This is a genomic window from Amycolatopsis sp. NPDC049868 (assembly GCF_044461365.1).
Classification (GTDB): Bacteria; Actinomycetota; Actinomycetes; order Mycobacteriales; family Pseudonocardiaceae; genus Amycolatopsis.
In genome coordinates, this window is the sequence record NZ_JBITKV010000002.1 from 841,651 (window position 1) to 862,332 (window position 20,682).

The window sequence follows — 20,682 nt, forward strand, 5'->3', positions numbered from 1 at the left end:
TCATGTTTCGGCCGTGACCGAAGCGTTCCGCACTTAGCGTCACGGTATGGAGAATCCACTGATCGAAGCCCCCGTTCCGCCGGTGCCCCAGGACGTCGAGCCGGGTGGCGTCCGGTGGTTGCGGGCGAACGTCGCCCGGTTCAGCCGCCCGGAGGACCACGCGCGGCGGCGGGCACTCGTCCTCGCCGAGCTGGCGCCGATGGGGTCCTTGCGGGACAAGGCTTTCGCGTTCGCCAAGGCGATGCGGGACGAGCAGGTGGAGCGGATCCTGTGGACGGTCCCGGTCGCCGTACTGGCCGCGGAACTCGGTCTGCCCGACGTTTCCCGCGACATCGCGACGGTTTCCGGCGCCTACCATCCGCATACGGAAATCGGTGCCGACTCCGAAGAAGCCATGCGGCGGCTGGTCGAGGTCTGCGGCGGTGACGCCGATGAGCGGACGGCCGCGCGGATCGGGCTCCTGGTGCAGGCCTGCGACGCGACGGCCAAGCTGCTCGGCAAGGCGCTGGCCGCCCATCGGCCCGGTGAGGACGCCGAAAGCCTGCTCGACCGGATCCTGCGCGAGGATCCGCCGGTCCGGGTCACGCGGCGGTGGGTCGGCGGCGAGGTGGTCGAGGTGGACCTGTCGGAGCACCCGTTCGGAGCAGGGCCGAAACAATGCCCCGGGGAAACGCGGGCGCGGCAGGTGGCCGCGGGAATTCTCGACGCCCTCCTGTGCTAAGACTTACCCCGGTCATCTGGAACTGGGGAGTCTTTCGATGCTGTATTTCAATGGTTTATTCGGCGTTCTCACGCTCGGTCTGTGGATCTTCTGCATCGTCGACGTGATCACCACGGACGAGGGATCGTGCCGCAACATGCCCAAGGGGATGTGGCTGCTGCTGGTGCTGATCGTCCCGTTGATCGGCTCGATCGTCTGGCTGGTCGCCGGGCGCCCGCAGCACGCCGCCCGCGCGCCGCGCGGACGGTACGAAAGGGAGACGCCGGCGTTCCCGGAGTACGACCGGCCGGGCAGGTTCGCCGCGACGAGCGCCGCTGACGACGAAGAATTCCTTCGTAAGTGCCGGGAGCGCGCCGAGGAGCAGCGCCGCAAGGCCCGTGAAGGCTGAGTAGCCTCGGCGGAGAGATCGACACTGGAGGAAGCGATGTCCGAAACGCTCGACTGGAACAAGAACATCATCAAGGAGTTCCGCGAGAACGAGGGGAAGGTGGGCGGCATGTTCGAGGGCGGCTCGCTGCTGCTCCTCACCACCACGGGGGCGAGGAGCGGCGAGCCGCGCACGTCGCCGCTCGTGTACGCGGAGGACGACGGCAAGTACGTCATCGCCGCGTCGTACGCCGGGGCGGACAAGAACCCGGCCTGGTACCACAACATCGTCGCGAACCCGAAGGTCACCATCGAGGTCGGCACGGAGAAGTTCGAGGCGACCGCGACCGTAGTGCTCGAAGACCGCGCCGAGCGCGACCGTCTGTACGCGAAGATGGTCAGCACGATGCCGGGCTTCGCGGACTACGAGAAGAAGACCGACCGGGTGATCCCGATCGTCACCCTCTCGCGCTGATTCAGCGCGCGCCGCTGGGGGCTTCGACAGCGTTCGGCCGCTTGAGTTCGGCTTCGGCCGCGCGCAGCGCCTTGCGCTCCTGGCGGCGCGCGATCAGCTTCTTGCCGGTGAGGATCATCGGCTGCTCCACCCAGCGGTGGATGAGGTCCGCGATCCCGAGCCCGACCGCGAACACGGTCAGCGCGCTGATCATCCGGTGCTCGCCCAGCGGCGGGATCGCCGCGACCACGGCGAAGTGCACCGGGCCCTGCAGCAGGTAGAGCGAGTACGAGCGCTCACCGACGAACCGCATCACCTTCGTCGCCAGCAGCCAGCGCAGCGGCCCCGGCGAGACCAGCACCACCAGCAGCATCGCCGACAGCAGGCCGTAGGCGATCAGCAGGCCGAGGTTGCTGCCGGTCTCCCACCACAGGCTTTCCATGTTGACGTGCAGCAGGGCGAACGCGCCGAACACCGGGATCGCCGCGAGCGGATGGGTCAGCGGTTTGATCACCGCGTAGGACCGGCGGTAGTGCATCGCGATCGCCAGCACGCAGCCGATCAGCAGGATCGCGTAGTGCACGGTCGACCGGTAGATCGGCACCTGCGGCCCGTTGAGCACCCAGCCGCTGGTGACCCCGACCAGCCCGGCCATCAGCGCGAACGCGGCGAACGCCAGCGCGAGCTTGCGCCAGGCCGCGGCCAGCCCGACGGCTCCCGCGACCACCAGCAGGAACGGCCAGAACAGGTAGAACTTCTCCTCGATGCCCAGCGTCCACGAGCCGCTGAAGAAGTTGTCCGGGCCGTTCGGGCTGCTGGCGGGGAAGAACTCGTTGAAGAAGGTCAGGTAGTACTTCAGCGCGTGCGGGAACTCACGGGTGAAGAACTCCCCGCGCAGCCACACGAACACGATGATCCCGCCGAGGATCACCAGGTACGGCGGCAGGATCCGGAACACGCGCCGCAGGTAGAACGCCGAAAGCGAGATCCGGCCGGTCCGGTCCTGCTCACGCAGCAGCAGCGTCGTGATCAGGAAACCGGACAGCACGAAGAAGATGTAGACGCCGACCCAGCCGGACAGCCAGCTCCACTTCGGACCCGCGAAGTGGAAGAGGATCACGATGGTGGCCGCGATCGCGCGCAGCCCGTCGAGCGCGGGGAACCGGCGCATGGCGAGGAACTCGTCATGGTCCAAAGTGCGCACAGTGCCCCCTAATGGCGGTATCGGCCCGGAAGTATACGGGTGCCGCACACTGCGCCTTCGCCCCGCATCGGGGCCTCCTACCAGCGGATTTCGGAGATCACCCAGCGTCACGCGCCGGTTCGACGTTATGGGTCAGCCGGAAACGGTTCGCCGGGTCGACGGCCGCCTTGACCTCGGCGAGCCGCCGCAGATCGGCCGGTGAGTACACCTTGGACGCTTCGTCGCCCGCGCCGCTGTCGCCGTAGACGAAGGTCAGGAGCTTGCCGGTCGACTTGGGCTTCAGCGCGTCGAACAGCTTCCCGTGGGCCGCCTTGATCTCCGCCATGCTCGCGTCGTCCACTACGGACAGTGCCCGGACGGTGAAGCGGGCTTCGCGGTCCCAGCCGACCCCGGGGTGCTCGGGCAGGTCGGACAGCGCACCGCCGAGCAGGTCCAGCAGGACGACGGTCGGCACGGGGGCGCCGGGGCCGGCGTGTTCGAGGATCGCGTCGAGCATCGTGTCGTCGAGTTCGGACACGGTGGCGTTGTCGGCGCGGTAGCCGTGCGGGAACGGCGGCTCGTTCGCGATCTTCCCGGATTCGGTGAAGGGGATCTCGGCGAGCGTGTCACCCAGCAGGGGGGCGGCGGCGCGCAGCGGGGCGACCAGGCGTTCACCCTCGGCGGCGTCGCCGAGGAAGGCGATCCGGATCTGCGCGACGTGCTGCCCGCGCAGCGGCTCGGGCACCATCGGCAGATCCGGCATCGGGACCATGCCCAGCGACGACGTCATCTCGCGCGGCAGGTCCGCCGCCCAGTCACGCCAGGCGTGGAGCACCGCGGACAGCGATTCGGTGCCGAACTGCAGGCTGCCGCCGTACAGCCGGGTGACCGGGACGAGCCGGAACTCCAGCGCGGTGACGATCCCGAAATTGTCGCGGCCGCCGCGCAGGGCCCAGAACAGGTCGCTTTCGGTGTCCGGGGTGGCGCGGCGGAGTTCGCCGTCGGCGGTCACGACCTCGATCGCGGTCACCTGGTCGGCGGCCAGTCCGTACTTGCGGCCGAGCAGGCTGAACCCGCCGCCGAGGGTGTAGCCGACGACACCGACGCCGGGGAAGGAGCCGCTCAGTGGCGCGAGCCCGTGCTTCGCGGCGGCCTCGATGACCGCACCCCAGCGCACGCCCGCGTCGACCCGTGCGACGCCGTCTTCGATCCGGATCCCGGTCATGCGGTGGGTGGTGACGAGGACGCCGCCTTCGAAGGGGACGCCCACGCCGTGCCCGGTGGAGTGGACGGCGATCGGGAGATCGTGCTCGGCGGCGTGACGGACGGCCTCGACGACGTCGGCGGCCGACGCGGCGGGCACGATGACGTCGGGACGGCGGGGCACCGCGGTCTGGAAGCCGGCGAGTTCGTGGTCGTAATCCGGGTCGCCGGAGCGGAGCATCGTGGTCATGAGACCAGCGTGAGCCCGATTCGGTCAGAAGTCCAAGATCTGGTTTGTCTGGCAACTAGAATCATTGGTTATGGAACTGCGTCAGCTCGAATACTTCGTCGCGGTGGCCGAGGAAGCGAACTTCACCCGCGCCGCCGAGCGGCTGCACGTCGCGCAGCCCGGCGTCAGTGCCCAGATCCGCCGCCTCGAACGCGAACTCGGGCAGCCGCTGCTCGACCGGTCGGCCAGGGCGGTGCGGCTGACCGAGGTCGGTGCCGCCGCGCTCCCGCACGCGCGGGCCGCGCTCGCCGCCGTCGCCGGGGTGCGGCAGGCGGTCGACGATCTCACCGGGCTGGTCCGCGGCCAGGTCGCGATGGGCATGGTGTCCTCGCGTGGCCCGGTCAACCTGCCGGATCTGCTCGCCCGCTTCCACGAGCGTCATCCGGCGGTAGACATCACGCTCGCCGAGGCGACCTCCGACGTCCTGCTCGCGGGCGTCGCCGACGGCCGGTTCGACGTCGCGCTGATCGGGGTCTCCGGCGAACCGCCGCCGGGGATCGGCCTGGAGGTCGTCCTCGACGAGCCGCTGGTCGCCATCTCCGGGCCGGAGGATCCGCTCACCGGGCAGGCCACGATCACGTTGTCGGAGCTGGAGAGCCGGTCGCTGGTGAGCCTGCCGAAGGGCACCGGCATGCGCGCGATCGTCGACGCGGCGTTCCTCGCCGACGGCGCCCAGCCGCGGGTGACGCTGGAGGCGGGCGATCCGAACGTCGTCGCCGAACTGGTCGGGCGCGGCCTCGGCGTCGCCGTGGTGCCGATGTCGCTGGCGACGCATTACACGAAGCTGCACGCCATGAAGATCACGCGGCCGGCCGGGCTGCGGGCGAAACTGGCGCTGGCCTGGCGGACGGAGGGGCCGGTCAGCCCCGCCGCCCGCGTGTTCATCAGTCAGGCACGGGCGCTGCTCGGGTTGTGAGCCGCCCCGTTTTCAGTCGCCACAGCGAGGTCACCTCCTTCGCGTTGGCCCGCGGATGCCTCGGCCGGATGTCCTCCCTGCCGAGGACTTCGAGGCCGGACCGCTCGAACGCGTCGAGGAGCTCTTCGCGCGGGCGCAGGCCCAGCAGTTCGGCGAGGTCGGACAGGATCAGCCACGCCTCCCCGCCGGGTTCGAGGTGCCGCGGCAGCCGGTCGAGGAACGCCTTCAGCATCCGGCTTCCCGGGTCGTACACGGCGCGTTCGAGCGGGGTGCGCGCGCGGGCGGGCAGCCAGGGCGGATTGCAGACGATCAGCGGTGCGCGGCCCGGCGGGAACACGTCCGCCTCAAGGGTTTCGATTCCGCTGAAGCCGAGCCGGGCGAAGTTCTCCCGCGCGCACGCGAGCGCGCGGGGTTCGTTGTCCGTCGCCACCACGCGTTCGACTCCCCGGTGCGCGAGGACCGCGGCGAGCACACCGGTCCCGGTGCCGATGTCGAACGCCAGTTCCTTGGCGGGCAAAGGAGTTCTCGCCACCAGATCGACGTACTCGCCGCGGACGGGGGAGAAGACGCCGTGGTGCGGGTGGATCCTCGCGCCGAGCGCCGGGATCTCGACACCCTTCACGCGCCATTCGTGCGCGCCGATGACGCCGAGCAGCTCGCGCAAGGACACCAGAGACGCGGCTTCGGACGGCCCGTAGACCGCGGCGCAGGCCTCGCGTACGTCCGGCCCGCGGCGCACCGGCAGGACATGGCCCGGATCCAGCGGGACCAGCAGCCTGCCGAGGATCCGCGCCCGGCGTGCCCGATGGTTCCGCTGGTCCGGAAAGGGTTTCCCGGCCGCCGTACCGCAACGGCGGGACAACGCGGCGAGGAGGTTCCGCGCGCCGGGGAAGTCGCCGCACCAGACGAGACCGGTGCCGGACGCGGCCAGCCGGAACGCCTCGTCGGCGGTGATGCGATCGTCGACGGCGACGAGGCGTTCGGGGCATTTCGTGCCGACGGTGGTCAGCCAGCGCCGACCACCGTCCTTTGTGGACAGGGGGTTCATGGTTTCCGTTCCTGTTTTCGCCCGCGGCGAAGAGACCCCGCGGGCTCCGTGGGGTGATTTCAGGAACGGCGGTTAGTGGACCACCGCGGCATGAACCGGTGTCGGCACGAATCCGAGTTTAGCGGAACGACGCGGCGTGATCGGCCGCCCAGACCTCGAACTCCAGCCCCGGCCTGCCGGTGACGTCCTGGACGGTCGAGGTGACTTCGCCCGGTTTCGCCAGCAATCCCCGGAATCCGGTCAGCATCGTGTCGACGATGAAGTCCGGCATCTTGGTGAGCATGGCGGCACGTGCTTCGTCGAGCGGGATCTCCTCCCAGCGCGCCGGACGACCCGCGGCCTCGCCGATGATGCGGACCTGTTCGGCCTGCGTGATCGGCCGCGTGCCGGTGAGCGTGTACTTGGCCCCCGCGTGCCCGTCGCCGGTCAGTGCTTCGACGGCCACCGCGGCGATGTCCTTCTCGTGGATCAGCGGCATCGACGCCTCGCCGTACGCGCCGCGGACGACGCCGTCCGCGCGGATCGACGGCGCCCAGCCGAGTGCGTTGGTCGCGAACGCGTGCGGCCGCAGGAAGGTCCACTCCAGGCCCGTGGCTTCGATCGCCTCCTCGACGGTGCGATGCCAGGCGCCGATGGCGTTGTCCTGCTCCGCCAAGGAATCGTCGACGGCGCCCGAAGAAAGGAACACCACGCGCTTCACCCGTTCTCCGAGCAACGACACCGTGGGGACCAGGGCCTCGGCGGCGCCGGAGAGCATCAGGAACACGGTGTCGACGCCGTCGAGCGCCGGCGCGATCGTTTCCGGTTTCGCCAGATCGCCGCGGACGCCGTCCGGCGGCGGATTCCGGCTCAGCGGCCGGGCCGGGACGTCCCGCTCCCGCAACCTGGCGACCACCTGCGAACCGACGTTGCCCGTCGCTCCGGCGACCAGGATCGGCTTCATGCCGCCACCGCCGAGAAGATCGGGCGGTACCGCTTGACCGACCCGCCCGATACCCCCGGGAAGGTATGCACCTTCTTCCACGCGTCCGTCGTCCCGATACCGTCGGCGCCGGGGGCCGCGAGGGCGGCGAGATGGGCTTCGGCGCTGACCCATTCGGCGTAGTTCAGTACGCGGGTCCCGTCGGTGCTCACGTGGAAGTACCCCGAGATCCCGCCCTTGGGGTGCGCGGGTTCGGATGCCAGCGCTTCGAAGACGAGGTCGATCCAGTCGCGTTGCCGCCGCTCGTCGGGCCCTTCGAACTCGACCGAGACGATCACGAGGCAGCCTGGCACTCCTTCGCCGCGGTGGCCGCGGTGGAGGCGGAACACGGGCGCGCCGTCCAGGTTCTGGATGGCTTCTTCGCTGGTCCACTGCTCGTAAGTGAAGGCGCCGTCGTGATCGATGCCTTCGTACGCGGTGAAGGAAACGAGCCCTTCCTGGCTCTTGTACGCCGCCCGTGCCGCGTCGGCGTCCGGCCATTCCCGCGCCACGACGACGGTCGCGTCATCGGGCGTCGGCCACTGTACTTTGTGGATGGTCATTTCGGAGGTCCCCTGTACTGTCATGCCTTCAGCATGAAACTTAAACAAGGGTTCAAGTCAAGCTAGGATCATCGGCATGTCCGAACTCCCGGCCGAACTCACCATCGGGGAGCTGTCGCGGCGCAGCGGTGTCGCCACCTCCGCCCTGCGGTTCTACGAACGTCAGGGTCTCATCAGCAGCAGGCGGACCAGCGGAAACCAGCGCCGCTACCCCCGCAGCGTGCTCCGCGTCGTCGCGTTCATCCGCGCGTCGCACCATCTCGGCATCCCGCTGGAGGTGATCGGCGGCGTGCTCGACTTCCTGCCCGAGGGCGCCGCGCCGGACCACGCGTTCTGGCGGCGGGCTTCCGCTTGCTGGAGCGCCGAGCTGAACAAGCGCATCGAGCAGCTGGAGTGCATGCGGGACCGGTTCACCGAATGCATCGGCTGCGGTTGCCTGTCCTTCGACCAGTGCGTGCTGGTGAACCCCGGTGACTTCCTCGCCGCCAAGGGGCCCGGCCCGGCGCGGCTGATCAACGACTGAGCGCGGCCAGCTTTCGTTCCAGCAGCCGTCGTTCGGCGCTGTTCCCCGCCTGCCGGATCGCCTCTTCGTACTCCTGGGCGGCTTCCGCCGTGCGGCCCGCGCGGTGCAGCAGATCGGCTCGGATGGCGTGATACAGGTGGTATCCCTCCAGGTCGAGGGCGTCGATCACGTCGAGCGCCTTCGCCGGGCCGCGTACCTCGGCGACCGCGACGGCCCGGTTGAGCGCGACGACCGGCGTCGGATTCATCGCGAGCAGCAGGTCGTACAGCTCGACGACCTGCGACCAGTCCGTGCTCGCCGTGTCGGCGGCGTCGCTGTGCACGGCGTTGATCGCGGCCTGGATCTGGTACGGCCCCGGCTGGTTCCGGCGCAGGCAGGCACGGACCAGCGCCTGCCCTTCGGTGATCAAAGACCGGTCCCACCGTGACCGGTCCTGCTCCGCCAGCAGCACGACGTCGCCGTCCTCACCGGTGCGGGCGGCGCGGCGGGACTCGGTGAGCAGCATCAGCGCCAGCAGCCCGGTGGCCTCCGGCTCGTCGGGCATGAGGCCCGCCAGCAGCCTGCCGAGCAGGATCGCCTCGGCGCACAGATCCTCCCGCACCAGCCGCTCACCCGAGCTGGCCGCGTATCCCTCGTTGAACACGAGGTAGATCACGGCGAGCACCGAACGCAGCCGGTCCGGCAGGTCGGCGTCGCCAGGGACGCGATACGGGATCTTCGCGTCGCGGATCTTGCCCTTCGCCCGGACCAGCCGCTGGGCCATCGTCGTCTCGGGGACGAAGAACGCGTGCGCGATCTCGCCGGTGGTCAAGCCGCCCAGCAGTTTCAGTGTCAGTGCGACCTGCGCGGGGACGGCCAGCGCGGGGTGACAGCAGGTGAAGATCAGCCGTAGGCGGTCGTCGCGCACCGGGCCCTCCTCCACTGGTTCGCTGTCCGCGTTGAGCAGCGCGGCCTGGGCGTGCTTGTCGTCGCGCGCGGCTTCCCGGCGCAGGCGGTCGACGGCCTTGTTACGGGCGGTCGTGATGATCCAGCCCGCCGGGCTCGGCGGTGGACCGCTGGACGGCCACCGGTCCACCGCCTCGGCGAAGGCGTCCTGGACCGCGTCTTCGGCGATGTCGATGCTGCCGAAGACGCGGACCAGCACGGATACCGCGCGGCCGTACTCCTGTGCGAAGACGCGGCCGATGTCTTCGGAGGTCAGGGCACGCACGAAGGGTCTTCCACACCCTGGAACGGCCGGACCTCGACCGGGAGATAGGTGATCTCGGCGATCCGGCGGCCCCAGTCGAGCGCGGCGTCCAGATCCGGCACCTCGACGATGGTGAAACCGCCGAGATGTTCCTTCCCTTCGAGGTACGGGCCGTCGAGCGTCGCGATCTGACCGTTCTCCGAGGCCCGCAGCACGGTCGCGGTGGTCGGCGGGTGCAGGCCGGCGGCGAACACCCACACCCCCGCGGTCTTCATCTCGTCGTTGAGCGCCTGGATCTTGCGCGTCACCGGCTCGAGGAACTCCGGCGGCGGGAGGGGGCCGTCGGGGTGGTAGAGGCTGATCAGGTACTGGGTCATGGCGTCCTCCTCGTTCGTGCGGACTTTCACTCCCTATACGAAGGGCGACCCGCCGATTCGACAGCGACGGCGATCTTTCCGGCTTTTTTCTTTCCGCGCATTTCGTCGCAGGTCAGGCGGGCAGACGGCAGCCGGGGCGGGACAGGTCGAGCCGTGAGCCCTTGGCCAGGCAGGCCGAGATCCGATGGACCTGCTGGCCGTAGCCGCGGCCCTGCACCGCGGTCACGGTGCCGTCCCGGCCGACCTCGCACGGGTTGCCCTCGGTGCATCGCCCACCGTCCCGGTTGTGGGTGTTGTTGATGCCCATCACGGTATTCGCGTCGAGAGCCAAAAGCGCCGAACCGGAGCGGCCGGGCCTGCTCAAGCAGGTGTCGCTCTGGGCGTAGCGGACCGCGTCGTCCTGCTGGTATCCGGCCTCTCGCAGATGCGGCACCACGGCCTCGACCGTGCACTGCGGGCGGCCGCCGGAGTAGGCCATGAGCAGCCGGTCTCCGGCGCGCATCGGGGTGGTGGCCAGCCGGAAGACCTTCGCGCCCTCCCTGGCCAGCTGCGCGTAGGTCTTGTCCAGCCGGTACAGCGCGACGTCGGTGCCGGTCATCGTCGCGTACACCAATCGGGTGGCGCCGGCGCTGCTCTTCGGATAGCCGTCCCGGCCGGCGATGGTGACCGGGCGGGGCAGGTCGGCGGGCCGGTCGACCAGGGCCTTCCCCGGTGCGGGCCGCCCGCTCGGTACGCAATGGCCGTTGGTCAGCACCAGCGCCGGGTCGCCGGCACGCGCGGTGGCGGGGCGCACCACCGCGCCCACGCAGTCGCCCACCGCGGCCGTGCCCTCCACGTTCGGGCCGGGGTCGTCCGGCGGGACGTCGGTGCCGGTCACGATGCCGTTGATCCAGGCGGCGTTCTTCGCGACATCGGTGTACATGTCGGGGAAGTCGGCGCCCCGGATACCCGGTCCGATGACCGTTCCCGCCAGCGCCCAGCCGTCGCCCGACCGGACCAGGGCGGGGCCTCCGGAGTCCGTCGTCCCCGGCCCGACCGGAGGATCGGTGCGGCCGACGCACAACGGCAGGGTTTTCCCGTCGTCGTCCCAGCAGCGGTCGAGCGGCACGACCTCGGTGTCCGCTTCACGCAGCTTGCTCGGGAAACATTTCGGGTCGGCGAAGTCGCCGCAGCCGGTCGAAGCCGCGCCCCAGCCGAGGATGCGGACGGGGGCTCCGACGGCCGGGCTGCTCGCGGCGAGCCGAATGGGTTTGGCTCGCACCGGTTCGCGCAGGTGCAGCAGCGCGATGTCCTCGCCGGGCGGGTTGTAGGAGAGGTGGCGCCGGTAGAACTTGTCGATGTCGGCGACCTCGCCTCCGGTGGTGGTGTCCAGCGAGCCGACGCGGACCTTCCAGCCGCGGGGGACGCCGGCCGTCGCGCCGTTCGGGGTGTTGGCGCAATGGCCGGCGGTGACCGCCCACTGGGGTGCGATCAGCACCGCCCCGCACCGGTGCCCGTCCGGGCGGGGAGAGTCGTACTGAAGCGAGACCATGAATTCGTAGGGCTTGGTGGACTCGGTGCCGCCGATGACGGCCGACGCGGGGGCAGCGGTGGCCGTCATCACGGTCAGCGCGAGCGCGAGGGATCGGATTCGCATGCCGATCACGGTGGCCGGTCCGTGTCCGCGGACCTCGATGAGCACGTAACAGTTCCGTGCGCGGCCTGACTGGTACTGCCGGACCCAGGCTGAACAGACCGTGCCATCTCCGCGCGTGGCCCGGTTTTCTGGACTCATCACCCGAGTCCACTTAGGAGAAACAGAGATGACGAACTCCCCGGTACCGCACGCGAACAGGGTCGCCGTCGTCACCGGAGCGTCCAGCGGGATCGGCGAAGCGGCCGCGCGGCGGCTCGCCGCCTCCGGTGCGGCGGTCGCGCTCGTCGCCCGCCGGGCCGACCGGCTGGAAACACTGGCGAAGGAGATCGAGCGGGACGGCGGCACCGCGCTCGTGCTCGCGGCCGACGTCGCCGACGCCGAGGCGATGCGCGCCGCGGCGGCCGAGGTCGAAGCGAAACTGGGCCGTGCGGATCTGCTGTTCAACAACGCCGGCGTGATGCTGGCCGCGCCGATCGACGAGCTCGCCACCGGCGACTGGCAGCGCATGATCGACGTCAACATGACCGGCCTGATGAACGCCATCGGCGCCTTCGTCCCGCATCTGGTCGCTTCGGCGGCCGAAAAGGGTGTCGCGGACCTGGTGAACACCTCGTCCATCGGCGCGCAGGCCGTCTTCCCGTCCTTCGCCGTGTACGTCGCTTCGAAGGCATACGTGACGCACCTGTCGAAGAACCTTCGCGCCGACCTCGGTCCGAAGGGGGTGCGGGTCGCGGCGATCGAGCCGGGCCTGGTCGAGACCGAACTACAGGGGCACGTCACCGACGCCGGCGCGCTGGAGTGGCTGGACGGCGCGCGCGAGACGCTGACCTGGCTGAAGCCGGAGGACATCGCCGAGACCGTGGCGTTCCTGACCGCGCTCCCGGCGCGGGTGAACCTTCAGCAGGTCACCGTGATGCCCACCGCGCAGGTTTGATCAGGGGAACAGGATCCGGGCGATCGACCGGGCGGCGGCGTCCGGATCCTCGAGGTGCTCGGCGCGCAGCGCGCCGGTGAGCCACAGATTCGCGAAACCGTGCATCAACGACCACGCGGCGACCCCCGCCATCGCGTCGTCGCTGACCGACGACGCGCCGCTGGTCAGCAGGGCCCCCGCACGGTCACGGGCGGTGGTCAGCGCCTCGTCGTCCTCACGGTGGAGCTCGGGGCGGAACATCACCTCGAAATGCGCGCGATGCTCGATCGCGAAGCGCACGTACGCCACCCCTACCTCGACGAAGCCCCGGTCACCCTCGGCCGCGAGCGCGTCCGCGAGCAGGTCGAACCCCTCGGCGGCCAGCGCGGTGAGCACCCCGGCCTTGTCCCCGAAATGGTGCACCGGCCCGGCGTGCGAGACCCCCGCGCGCCGGGCGAGGTCGCGGAGGCTGATCCCCGCCGGGCCGTGTTCGGTGATGGCCGCGACGGCGGCGTCGAGCACGGCCCGGCGGAGGTCGCCGTGGTGATAGGGACTCATGACGTCGAATCTAGTCATTGACAAGATGGCCTGCAACAGCGCATCTTGGCAATGGAAAGATTCGCTGCCCGGAAGGCAAGGTCATGGATCCCGGTCTCGTACCCGTACTGATGCTGATCGCCGTCACGGCGACGTTGTCCCTGCTGGGCGTCTTCGGCGTCCAGCGGCTCAAGCCCTGGCCGGTGGCCGTGCGCGGTGGGGTCGCGGCACTGTTCGTCACCACCGGTCTCGCGCACTTCATCGGCATGCGGGAGGAACTCGTCGCGATGGTGCCGCCCGCGCTGCCCGCACCGGAGCTGCTGGTCACCGTCACCGGTGCCCTCGAACTCGCGGGCGCCGCGGGGGTCCTGTGGTCGCGGACGGCGCCGTGGGCGTCCGCCGGGCTGACTCTGCTGTTACTGGGGATGTTCCCGGCGAACGTGTACAAGGCCCTGCACGGTCCGGTGGTCTCGACGATGGACGAACTGGTGCCGCGGAGCCTGATGCAGGTGGTCTTCCTGACCGCGACGGTGTCGCTGGTGGTGCATTACGCGCGTACGCCGGACAGACCCTTTTCCCAAAGGAGACCTTAAGTCTTTCCCAAGTCCGGGCCCCGTCCCCGAGAATGGCCCTACCCTCTGAGAATGAAGATCTCATTGTGGATCGGATTCTGTGGGCTGTGCATCCTCGCCGGGCACATGCTTCTCGGCGCTGTCGGTGTCGTACTGCTGATGAGCTGCCTCCCGGCGGGGCGCGAACACGAATCCGGTGGCAGGAAAGGGAAAGCGCCCGCGCGGCTGGCCTGAGTTCAGCCCAGCGCGCTCGCGAGGGCGAGGCCGCCCAGAATCGGAACGGCGATCGCCGCGAGCAACACCGTCCGGCGGCCGGGTTTGGGACTTTCCATTAATGTGCGGACACCGGCCGGAACCAACGCGAGACAAAGTCCGGTGGTGCCGATGATCGACACGATTTCGGTGCCTTTCAGAACGCCGAGCGGCAGAAGTCCCATCGTCGCCAGCCCGATCGACCCGGCGACGCCGAGCACTTTCGCCCGATAGGCGGCGAACGCGAGCACGTACCAGCCGAACATGATCGTGAACGACAGAAAACTGAACAGATGCAGATCCTGGTACGACTCGCTGACCACGGTTCCGGCGAAACCGGCTCCGCGGCGTTCGGTGAGCCCCTGCGCGGCCTGGTCGATCCCGGCGTGGAAGGTCCGCTCGAAGAGTCCGAAAAGGACGAACAGGCCACCCCAGGCGGCCAAGGCCGGCCTGGTACGGCCGATCTTGGTGGCGAGCGCGACGATCGCGGGCCACAGCAGCACATTGCCCGCCAGGAAACAGGTGTACGCGGCGGTCATGAGCGCGGGATGTTCGCTCATCGCTTTCAGCTGGTCGGGGAAGAAGAAGTTGAAGCGTGACCGCAACAAGGTCCCGGTGAGCAGCAGGATCGGGCCGAGGATCATCGAGAGCGCGGCGATGCGGCGGCCCGGGAAGACGTAGTCGGTTTCCATGCCTGTGAGCGTGCCGATCGCGGCGGCTTTGGGGATCGGGTCAGGGGTCGATTTGCCGGGTCCGACCGGGGGGGAGGTTTGAGCGGTGGCTGTGGGGTGCCGGGTTGTGGCCGTTTTTCGGTAACTGGTCGGTTGCCGGTGGGCATATCTCCTGCCTGTCGCCGGTTTCCGGCGACGCGCAGGATCGGTGTGGTTGGTCGGCGGCTGAAGCTCTTCGCGCGTTACTCGCCTGTCGCCGTTTTCTGGCGACGGACCGAAACGGTGAGAGTTGTCAGCGGCGGTTTCCGGCTGAGGCCGAGCCCTTCACGCACAGCCCATCTGTCGCCGTTTTCTGGCGATGCACTGGACGGTGTGACTTGTCCGTGGCTGATGCTCTTCGCGCGTAACTTGCTTGTCGCCGAATTCTGGCGACGGCCTCAGAACGGTGGTGGTTCGTCGGCTGCCGGGCGGGGTTCGTGAAGTGGCGGCGGTGTGCTGTCGTAGCGCTGCCCGGTGGGAGTGGTGATCGTGAGGGTGCCGTCAGGGGCGAGGTGGTAGGTCCAGCCGGGTTCGTCTTTCAACCGATGATCGCGGCGGCAGAGATCGACGAGTTCGGTGTCAGCGGTGTGCCCGCCGTGCTGCCACGGCACCGCATGATCGAGGTCGCACGCTTGAGCCGGGCGATGGCACCCGGGTCTTCGGCATTCCCGGTCCCGCACCCGCACGAACTCGCCCAGACCCGCCGTCGGCCGGTAACGATCACGACCGAGATCGAGCACCTGCCCGGACAACGGATCGGTGATGATCCGCCGCAACACACTGTTCTCACCGCTACCGATGTGCCGGGCCAACGCTGCGGGGATCGTGCCATGCCCCGCCAGCTCCGCCGGATCATCATTCAAACCGAGGTAAGTGAACAAGTCCATATACAGGAACACTTCGCTGCGCTCACCCGCCCCACCCTGGCCGCCCAGCAGCAGATCCAGCGCGACATCCGCCCGCAACTGCTCCAAAGTACGAGTCTCGCCACCGGTTCGGAGAGCGCGTGCTTCCCGGTCGATCCGCTGATACGCGGCAGTGACCTTCTCCACCGGTCCGTCCTCGACCTCAATCGAGGCGACCCCGGTCTCACCGTGCCGCATAGTGAGGCGACGGCCTTCACGATGCCGCTCGGCTCGTTTACCGGCCCCGTCGGGGTCGATGGTGTTCGCCGCATGGTTCGCGGCTTTCCGGACCTGATCCGGGTTCTTGTCCGCGATCCGGTCCTCCAGCAGTGCGTCGACCGTACGGGCGTCCTCGTCGGAGAGCCATACGGTCGACGAAGCGACTTTCATCGCGCTGAAACCGGCAAGCTTTCCCTCATCCATCAGGTTCAGGGTGCGAGGCAGACGAGTGGTCAACGCGTCGGCCGCGGCGACCATCGCACCGGCATGACTGTCTACAAGGGACAACTCAAGCGCGGCCTCCTGCGTCACACTCCGCGCGCCGTCGCGGTGCCGGTTCAGCTGCGCCAATGCCCGGAACCGCACCGCCTCCAGTCGCGCGATCCCGGCCGACGCGGCTTGCGCCAACGCCACCGAATCCTTGTCGTCCAACAGATTCGCGGCATCATTCACCGCCGCCAGCACCGAAGGATCGGTGAGGCTTTCCAGGAGCGCCACAGGCGCGGAATGAGTATCCACCCCGCGAACATACGACCGACCACCGACAATTCCCGACCCTGCGCACAACCGAAGCATTACCGATTTCCGGAAACGGCAACGCGCCACCATCCGGTGCCCAGTCCCAAAGACCGGACACCGGACAGCGGCGTTCCCCGTTCAGTTCGTGTCGAGCGCCACCGCGACATCCGCGATCGGCAACGGGAAGTCGCCGACCTTGGTCGCCGCGCCGGTCAGCAAATTGACGCTGTGGAAACCCGACGGCCCGGAGGCCGGGTTGAGCACGGCGAACGCGCTCACCGAGGTCGTCTTGCCGTTGGTCAGATCGCTGTAGATGTCGAATCCCGCGATCGGGCCGGTGTCGACGCCGAGCGCGCCGGTCGGGACCAGGAGCCCGTTGTTGGCGGGCGATTGGATGAGTACCTGATCGGTGGCCGTGCCGATGTCGAACAACGTGGTCGCGGTGTCGGGGTTGAGATCGTTGTTCGTGTAGGCGGCGGCCGTGACGCCGTAGGTCCGCCCCGGGGCGGGCGGTGTGGTCAGGAAGGCGTCTTCGACCGTGGCGTTGCCGGCGAGGTTGTGCCGCAGGTTCTGGCCGTTGTCGCTGATCACCCGCAGCCGGTCGGCGGCCGGGTTGAAGTCGACGCCGAAGTCCTTGCCGTACAGCGGAACGCTCAGCTGTGAGACCTTCGTGACGATGACGTTGGGCACCGCGGGCGGGACCTTGATCGTGTAGATGCAGCCCTTGTTCCCCACCCCGTACAGCAGGCCGTCCTGCACCCGGAAGTCGATCCCGATCAGGTAGGTCTCATCGCAGGTGAGCCCCTTGACGAGCTGGACCCAGTCGAGGACTTGGGGCGTGTTGGTGTTGAAGGTGGCCATCAGCTTGCCGTCCGACGAGATCGCGAACGCGCGCAGCCCGGCGTCTTGCGCCGAACTCCCGGTCGCGGTTCCGACGACCAGCGCCGCCGCGACGGTCACCGTGGTGGCCGCCGCGGTCAAAACCTTCTTGAGTCGTGCCCTCATCCGTACTCCCCTCTGCGGAAACTGTGCGAGCACAAGCTATTCGGCGGCACTGGACGGCCATTGGACGTCGATTGGACCCGGCATCCGGCGGCTTGCGGACGAGCGAATCCGGCGGAACAGTGGGAGCGATGAACGTCCTTGTCTGCTCGACGATCCTCTGCGCCGGTCTCACGTTCGCCACACCCGGCGAGGCGGACGCGGCCCGGGAATGTGGTTCCGGCGTCAAGGCCATCAAGCCGGTCGTGCTCGAAGATCCGGGGAGGTGGACCTACACGTTCGGCCTTTCGTGGTGCGCAGAGGGCGGGAGCATCGTCTGGGCGGAACCGTCGGTGTCGCCGCGGGTGCACAGTCCGGCCTGCCGCTGGGTCGGCCGCATCGAGGAGTCGATGACGGAACTGCCGGACAAGAGGTGGAGCGCGTTCGACATGAGCGAGTTCTCCTGCCAGGACGGCGCGGGCAAGGAAGACGGCGTCAACCCGTGGGTCGTCGTGACCTTCCACCCGGCGGGCACCTATGACACCAGTAGCGACATAGCGGTCTAGGTCACGAGGATCGAATCCACCGCGGCCGACGCCCGTCTTCGCAACGCGCGATAGCCCGCTCGCTCGGCGAGGGCGAGCGCTTGGCGGGCCTGCCCGAGGTCGCCGGTGACGGTGGCGAGCCCGATGAGCGCGTCGACCTCGGGATACCGGTCGCCGGTCTCCCGCAACAGGACCAGCGCCTGCCGGTACCGGCGGACGGCCTCCTGCCGGTGCCCCGCGCGCTGGTGCACGCTCGCGAGCGCGACGAGCGCTTCGCCTTCGCCGCGCGGTTCGCCGGTCTCCCGCGCGAGCCGCAGTCCTTCGCGCGCGTGGTCGAGCGCGTCGGCACGACGGCCGAGATCGCAGTACACCGAGGCCAGCCTGCCGAGCGTTTCCGCTTCCCCGGCGCGATTTCCGGCCTCGCGATGCAGCGCGAGCGCTTTGGCGAGCAGCCCGGCGGCCTCGGTGACCCGGCCGCGGGCGTGTTGCGTCTGCCCGAGGTTGGCCAGGTTGATCGCCTCCCCGTAGCGCGAGCCGATGCCGCGATACCGGCGCAGTGCCTGGACGTAATGCCCGGCGGCCCCGGGCAGATCGCCCATCTCCCACTGCACCAGCCCCAGATTGCCCAGCGCGACGGCCTCCCCGGCGGGTGTTCCGGCGCGCCTGCTCAGCTCCAGACCCCGGGAGAACCGCGCCGCGGCCGCCGGGAGCCGTCCGGATTGCCAGTACACGCAGCCGAGATTGCCCAGCACCGCGGCCTGCGCCTCCGTCCACCCGGCCCGCCGGGCGAGCACGAGCGCGCCGGTGTAGTCCCGGACGGCCTCCCGATACCGCCCCTGGCGGAAACCCAGGTCCGCCAGGCTGAACCGGGCGGACGCGCGGGCACGGAGATCGCCGTCCTCCTCGGCGGCGGACAGCGCGGCCCCGGCGGTCGTCCGCCATTCCACCTGGCGCAACGACATCCAGAAATAACCGCGCAGGGCGTCGGCCAGCAGCCAGGCCACCGAAAGCGGCCCGGTCCGCGACGCGTCCTCGGCGACGGCGGCGAGGCTGCCCAGTTCGGTTTCCAGCCAGTCCGCCGCGTTCTCCTTGGCCGCGGCGGGAACCGGGCCGTCGGGCACGGACAGCGGGATGCGGAACATGTGCGGGTACAGCAGTTTCGCCGCGCTGTCGACGCCACGCAGGTACCACTCGTGGAGGCGGCGGCGGGCGGATGCGCGCTCCGCCGGGGATTCCCGTGCTGCCAGTCGATCGGCGGCATAGCGGCGAAGCAGGTCATGGAAGTGGTAGCGGTCCGGCGCGTGCTGCTCGACGAGATGCGCGCCCGCGAGCGTGTCCAGCATCCGGCCCGCCCGATCCGAACCGGTGAGGACCTCGACCGCTTCGACGCCGATGTCGTTGCCCGGCACCAGGCTGAGCAGCCGGAACAGCCGTCGCGTTTCCGCGGGCAAGGCCGCGTAGGAAAGGTCGAAGGCGGTCCGGACGGCGATCTGCTCGTCGCCCGGCACGGAGAGCGCGGCGAGCAGATTGCCCTTGCGCAGCTCGATGGCGTAGTCCTCGATGCCGTTTCCGGGATCGTCGGCGAGGTTGGCCGCGGCGATCCTCAGCGCCAGCGGCAGATACGCGCACAGCCCGGCCACTTCGGCGGCCGCTTCGTACTCGGCCCGGATCCGCTCGGAGCCGAGCAGCCGCGCGAGCAGTTCCAGCGCTTCACCGGGATCGAGCATGCCCAAGGTGAGCCGCCGGGCACCGTGGAAGGCGACCAGACCGGCCATCCGGTCCCGGGCGGTGACCAGCACCAGAGAGCCCGGACCGGCGGGCAGCAGCGGCCGGACCTGATCGACGCCGACGGCGTTGTCCAGCACCACCAGCGCCTTCCGGTCGGTCATCAGCGTCCGGTACAGCGCGGACGCGGTCTCCGTGTCCGCGGGAAGGCGTTCCGCGGGGATCTCCAGCGCGGCCAGGAACCGGGTGAGCACTTCGAGTGCCGTCGCGGGCGCGCCGCCGGAATGGCCACGCAGGTTCGCGTAGAACTGCCCGTCCGGGAACCGGTCCTTCACCCGATGCGCCCAGTGCACGGCCAGCGCGGTCTTCCCGGCGCCCGCGGTCCCCGTGACGGCCGCGAGCGCCACCGCGCCGCCGGAGCCGCCGCCGCGCGGCACCAGCTCGTCCAAAATGGACAGTTCGGTCGCCCGGCCGGTGAATCCGGGTGGTTCGGCGGGCAGCTGCCGGGGGACCCGGGTGGCGGGACGCGGGCTCGGAAGCGGTTCCCCGTCTTCGAGCAGCGCGGTGTGCGCCGCCACGAGCTCCGGTCCGGGTTCGACTCCCAGTTCTTCGAGCAGCCGCTCACGAACCTCCTGGTAGAGGCGGAAAGCCGTCGCCCGCTGGCCCGCGAGATGGTACGCGCGGAGCAACCTGGCCTGTGCGGGCTCGTCCAGCGGCTGATCCGCGGCGGCTTCGACCAGTTCGGTCAGCACCTCGTCGGCGGCACCGATCGCGAGCATCGCGTCGCCGTGGCGGGCGAGCAGCGCGCGACGTTCCGCGATCAGGGCCAAGACCTTCGGATGCGTCGCGAGCAACGGGACATCGGCCAGCGGCCGGCCACGCCACCAGCGCAGAGCCTCGCCGAACAGCGCCGCGGCACGGCCGGTCTCGCCGTCGCGCTGGGCGTCGTTCGCCTCGGCGACGAGCCGTCGGACGTGCGGCAGGTCGATCTCGACGGCGTCCCAGCGCACCGCGTAACCGCCGCCGACATGCGGCAGGATCTCGCTCCCGGACCGCGACGGACGGCCGGGTTCCAGCAGCCGCCGCAGATGTTTGACGTGTGTCTGGAGGACGTTCACCGCACTGCGCGGCGGCCGCTCACCCCACAGCGCGTCCACCAGTTCCTGCTTGGACATCGCCTCGCCGCCGGCGAGCACGAGCAGACCCAGGACGGCACGGCGGGCCGGTGGGCCGAGGTCGACTTCCGCGCCGTCCAGCCACACGCGCAGCGAGCCCAGCACCTGGATCCGCACAGCCACCGGCAGGAACGTAGCGAGCCCTCCCGCGCCGCACAAGGAAGAACGGCGGAAAGGCCCCCGCTGCGCCCGGCTTTGGG

22 protein-coding genes are annotated in these 20,682 nt (G+C 69.6%); 9 read left to right on the plus strand and 13 right to left on the minus strand.

What is annotated here, in order from left to right; genetic code table 11:
- Window positions 1-46 precede the first annotated feature (46 nt).
- Genes ACIBTM_RS12230 through ACIBTM_RS12240 form a run of 3 tightly spaced genes read left to right on the plus strand, consistent with a single transcriptional unit; the run spans window position 47 to window position 1,562 of the window.
- Window positions 47-721 (plus strand): oxidoreductase, encoded by a 675-nt coding sequence (locus ACIBTM_RS12230; protein WP_395876526.1) that lies wholly within the window; start codon window positions 47-49, stop codon window positions 719-721.
- Between the two features lie 37 nt (window positions 722-758).
- A complete protein-coding gene (locus tag ACIBTM_RS12235) occupies window positions 759-1,109 on the plus strand; it encodes a PLDc N-terminal domain-containing protein (RefSeq protein WP_395876527.1) in 351 nt (116 codons plus the stop codon).
- Window positions 1,110-1,145: 36 nt separating this feature from the next.
- Window positions 1,146-1,562 carry a nitroreductase family deazaflavin-dependent oxidoreductase gene (locus ACIBTM_RS12240; protein WP_395876528.1) on the plus strand — a complete coding sequence of 139 codons (417 nt, stop codon included), beginning with the start codon at window positions 1,146-1,148 and terminating at the stop codon, window positions 1,560-1,562.
- Window position 1,563: 1 nt separating this feature from the next.
- Here ACIBTM_RS12240 and ACIBTM_RS12245 read toward each other — a convergent pair whose 3' ends face one another.
- Together ACIBTM_RS12245 and ACIBTM_RS12250 are read right to left on the minus strand one after the other, a co-directional pair.
- Entirely contained in the window at window positions 1,564-2,745 is a 1,182-nt protein-coding gene (locus ACIBTM_RS12245) for an acyltransferase (RefSeq protein WP_073845179.1), read from the minus strand.
- Between the two features lie 97 nt (window positions 2,746-2,842).
- Window positions 2,843-4,177, minus strand: a complete 1,335-nt coding sequence (locus ACIBTM_RS12250; protein WP_395876529.1) for an FAD-binding oxidoreductase — start codon at window positions 4,175-4,177, stop codon at window positions 2,843-2,845.
- 70 nt (window positions 4,178-4,247) lie between these two features.
- Between ACIBTM_RS12250 and ACIBTM_RS12255 the strand changes: the two genes are divergently transcribed.
- Window positions 4,248-5,132, plus strand: coding sequence for a LysR family transcriptional regulator (locus ACIBTM_RS12255; protein WP_395876530.1), 885 nt, complete (start codon window positions 4,248-4,250; stop codon window positions 5,130-5,132).
- Here the strand turns inward: ACIBTM_RS12255 and ACIBTM_RS12260 are convergent.
- The 3 genes from ACIBTM_RS12260 to ACIBTM_RS12270 form a co-directional block, all read right to left on the minus strand.
- Window positions 5,101-6,180, minus strand: a complete 1,080-nt coding sequence (locus ACIBTM_RS12260; RefSeq protein WP_395876532.1) for a methyltransferase — start codon at window positions 6,178-6,180, stop codon at window positions 5,101-5,103. The two genes, ACIBTM_RS12255 and ACIBTM_RS12260, sit on opposite strands and share 32 nt — an antisense overlap.
- Window positions 6,181-6,298: 118 nt before the next feature.
- A complete protein-coding gene (locus ACIBTM_RS12265) occupies window positions 6,299-7,123 on the minus strand; it encodes an NAD(P)H-binding protein (RefSeq protein ID WP_395876533.1) in 825 nt (274 codons plus the stop codon).
- A complete protein-coding gene (locus ACIBTM_RS12270; protein WP_395876534.1) occupies window positions 7,120-7,704 on the minus strand; it encodes a hypothetical protein in 585 nt (194 codons plus the stop codon). The genes ACIBTM_RS12265 and ACIBTM_RS12270 overlap by 4 nt, the downstream gene beginning before the upstream one ends.
- A 76-nt stretch (window positions 7,705-7,780) precedes the next feature.
- On the opposite strand from ACIBTM_RS12270, the gene soxR reads away from it, so the two are divergent.
- Window positions 7,781-8,227 (plus strand): redox-sensitive transcriptional activator SoxR, encoded by a 447-nt coding sequence (gene soxR, locus ACIBTM_RS12275; RefSeq protein WP_395876535.1) that lies wholly within the window; start codon window positions 7,781-7,783, stop codon window positions 8,225-8,227.
- Here the strand turns inward: soxR and ACIBTM_RS12280 are convergent.
- The 3 genes from ACIBTM_RS12280 to ACIBTM_RS12290 all read right to left on the minus strand — a co-directional run bounded on the left by ACIBTM_RS12280 (window position 8,217) and on the right by ACIBTM_RS12290 (window position 11,429).
- Window positions 8,217-9,437, minus strand: coding sequence for an RNA polymerase sigma factor (locus ACIBTM_RS12280; protein WP_395876536.1), 1,221 nt, complete (start codon window positions 9,435-9,437; stop codon window positions 8,217-8,219). The genes soxR and ACIBTM_RS12280 overlap by 11 nt on opposite strands.
- Entirely contained in the window at window positions 9,425-9,793 is a 369-nt protein-coding gene (locus tag ACIBTM_RS12285) for a YciI family protein (protein ID WP_063277450.1), read from the minus strand. Before ACIBTM_RS12285 ends, ACIBTM_RS12280 begins: the two co-directional genes overlap by 13 nt.
- A 112-nt stretch (window positions 9,794-9,905) precedes the next feature.
- Window positions 9,906-11,429: a trypsin-like serine protease gene (locus tag ACIBTM_RS12290; RefSeq protein WP_395876537.1), complete on the minus strand. Its 1,524-nt coding sequence runs from the start codon at window positions 11,427-11,429 to the stop codon at window positions 9,906-9,908.
- Between the two features lie 166 nt (window positions 11,430-11,595).
- On the opposite strand from ACIBTM_RS12290, the gene ACIBTM_RS12295 reads away from it, so the two are divergent.
- Window positions 11,596-12,363, plus strand: coding sequence for an SDR family oxidoreductase (locus tag ACIBTM_RS12295; RefSeq protein WP_395876538.1), 768 nt, complete (start codon window positions 11,596-11,598; stop codon window positions 12,361-12,363).
- On the opposite strand, the gene ACIBTM_RS12300 is transcribed toward ACIBTM_RS12295, so the two are convergent.
- Complete coding sequence (locus tag ACIBTM_RS12300) at window positions 12,364-12,900, minus strand: TetR/AcrR family transcriptional regulator (RefSeq protein WP_395876539.1); 537 nt, start codon at window positions 12,898-12,900, stop codon at window positions 12,364-12,366.
- 83 nt (window positions 12,901-12,983) lie between these two features.
- On the opposite strand from ACIBTM_RS12300, the gene ACIBTM_RS12305 reads away from it, so the two are divergent.
- Entirely contained in the window at window positions 12,984-13,472 is a 489-nt protein-coding gene (locus tag ACIBTM_RS12305) for a DoxX family protein (protein ID WP_395876540.1), read from the plus strand.
- Window positions 13,473-13,523: 51 nt separating this feature from the next.
- Window positions 13,524-13,685 carry a hypothetical protein gene (locus tag ACIBTM_RS12310; protein ID WP_395876541.1) on the plus strand — a complete coding sequence of 54 codons (162 nt, stop codon included), beginning with the start codon at window positions 13,524-13,526 and terminating at the stop codon, window positions 13,683-13,685.
- Between the two features lie 2 nt (window positions 13,686-13,687).
- Here the strand turns inward: ACIBTM_RS12310 and ACIBTM_RS12315 are convergent, their stop codons facing one another.
- From ACIBTM_RS12315 to ACIBTM_RS12325, 3 genes are all read right to left on the minus strand, one after another.
- Window positions 13,688-14,395, minus strand: a complete 708-nt coding sequence (locus ACIBTM_RS12315) for a hypothetical protein (RefSeq protein ID WP_395876542.1) — start codon at window positions 14,393-14,395, stop codon at window positions 13,688-13,690.
- A 416-nt stretch (window positions 14,396-14,811) separates the two neighbouring features.
- Window positions 14,812-16,035: a DUF222 domain-containing protein gene (locus ACIBTM_RS12320; RefSeq protein WP_395876793.1), complete on the minus strand. Its 1,224-nt coding sequence runs from the start codon at window positions 16,033-16,035 to the stop codon at window positions 14,812-14,814.
- A gap of 159 nt (window positions 16,036-16,194) precedes the next feature.
- Complete coding sequence (locus ACIBTM_RS12325; RefSeq protein WP_395876543.1) at window positions 16,195-17,061, minus strand: DUF4394 domain-containing protein; 867 nt, start codon at window positions 17,059-17,061, stop codon at window positions 16,195-16,197.
- A 128-nt stretch (window positions 17,062-17,189) separates the two neighbouring features.
- Between ACIBTM_RS12325 and ACIBTM_RS12330 the strand changes: the two genes are divergently transcribed.
- On the plus strand, window positions 17,190-17,603 hold the full coding sequence (locus tag ACIBTM_RS12330; RefSeq protein ID WP_395876544.1) for a hypothetical protein: 414 nt from the start codon (window positions 17,190-17,192) through the stop codon (window positions 17,601-17,603).
- Here ACIBTM_RS12330 and ACIBTM_RS12335 read toward each other — a convergent pair.
- A complete protein-coding gene (locus tag ACIBTM_RS12335; RefSeq protein WP_395876545.1) occupies window positions 17,600-20,605 on the minus strand; it encodes a BTAD domain-containing putative transcriptional regulator in 3,006 nt (1,001 codons plus the stop codon). The genes ACIBTM_RS12330 and ACIBTM_RS12335 overlap by 4 nt on opposite strands.
- Window positions 20,606-20,682: the final 77 nt, after the last annotated feature.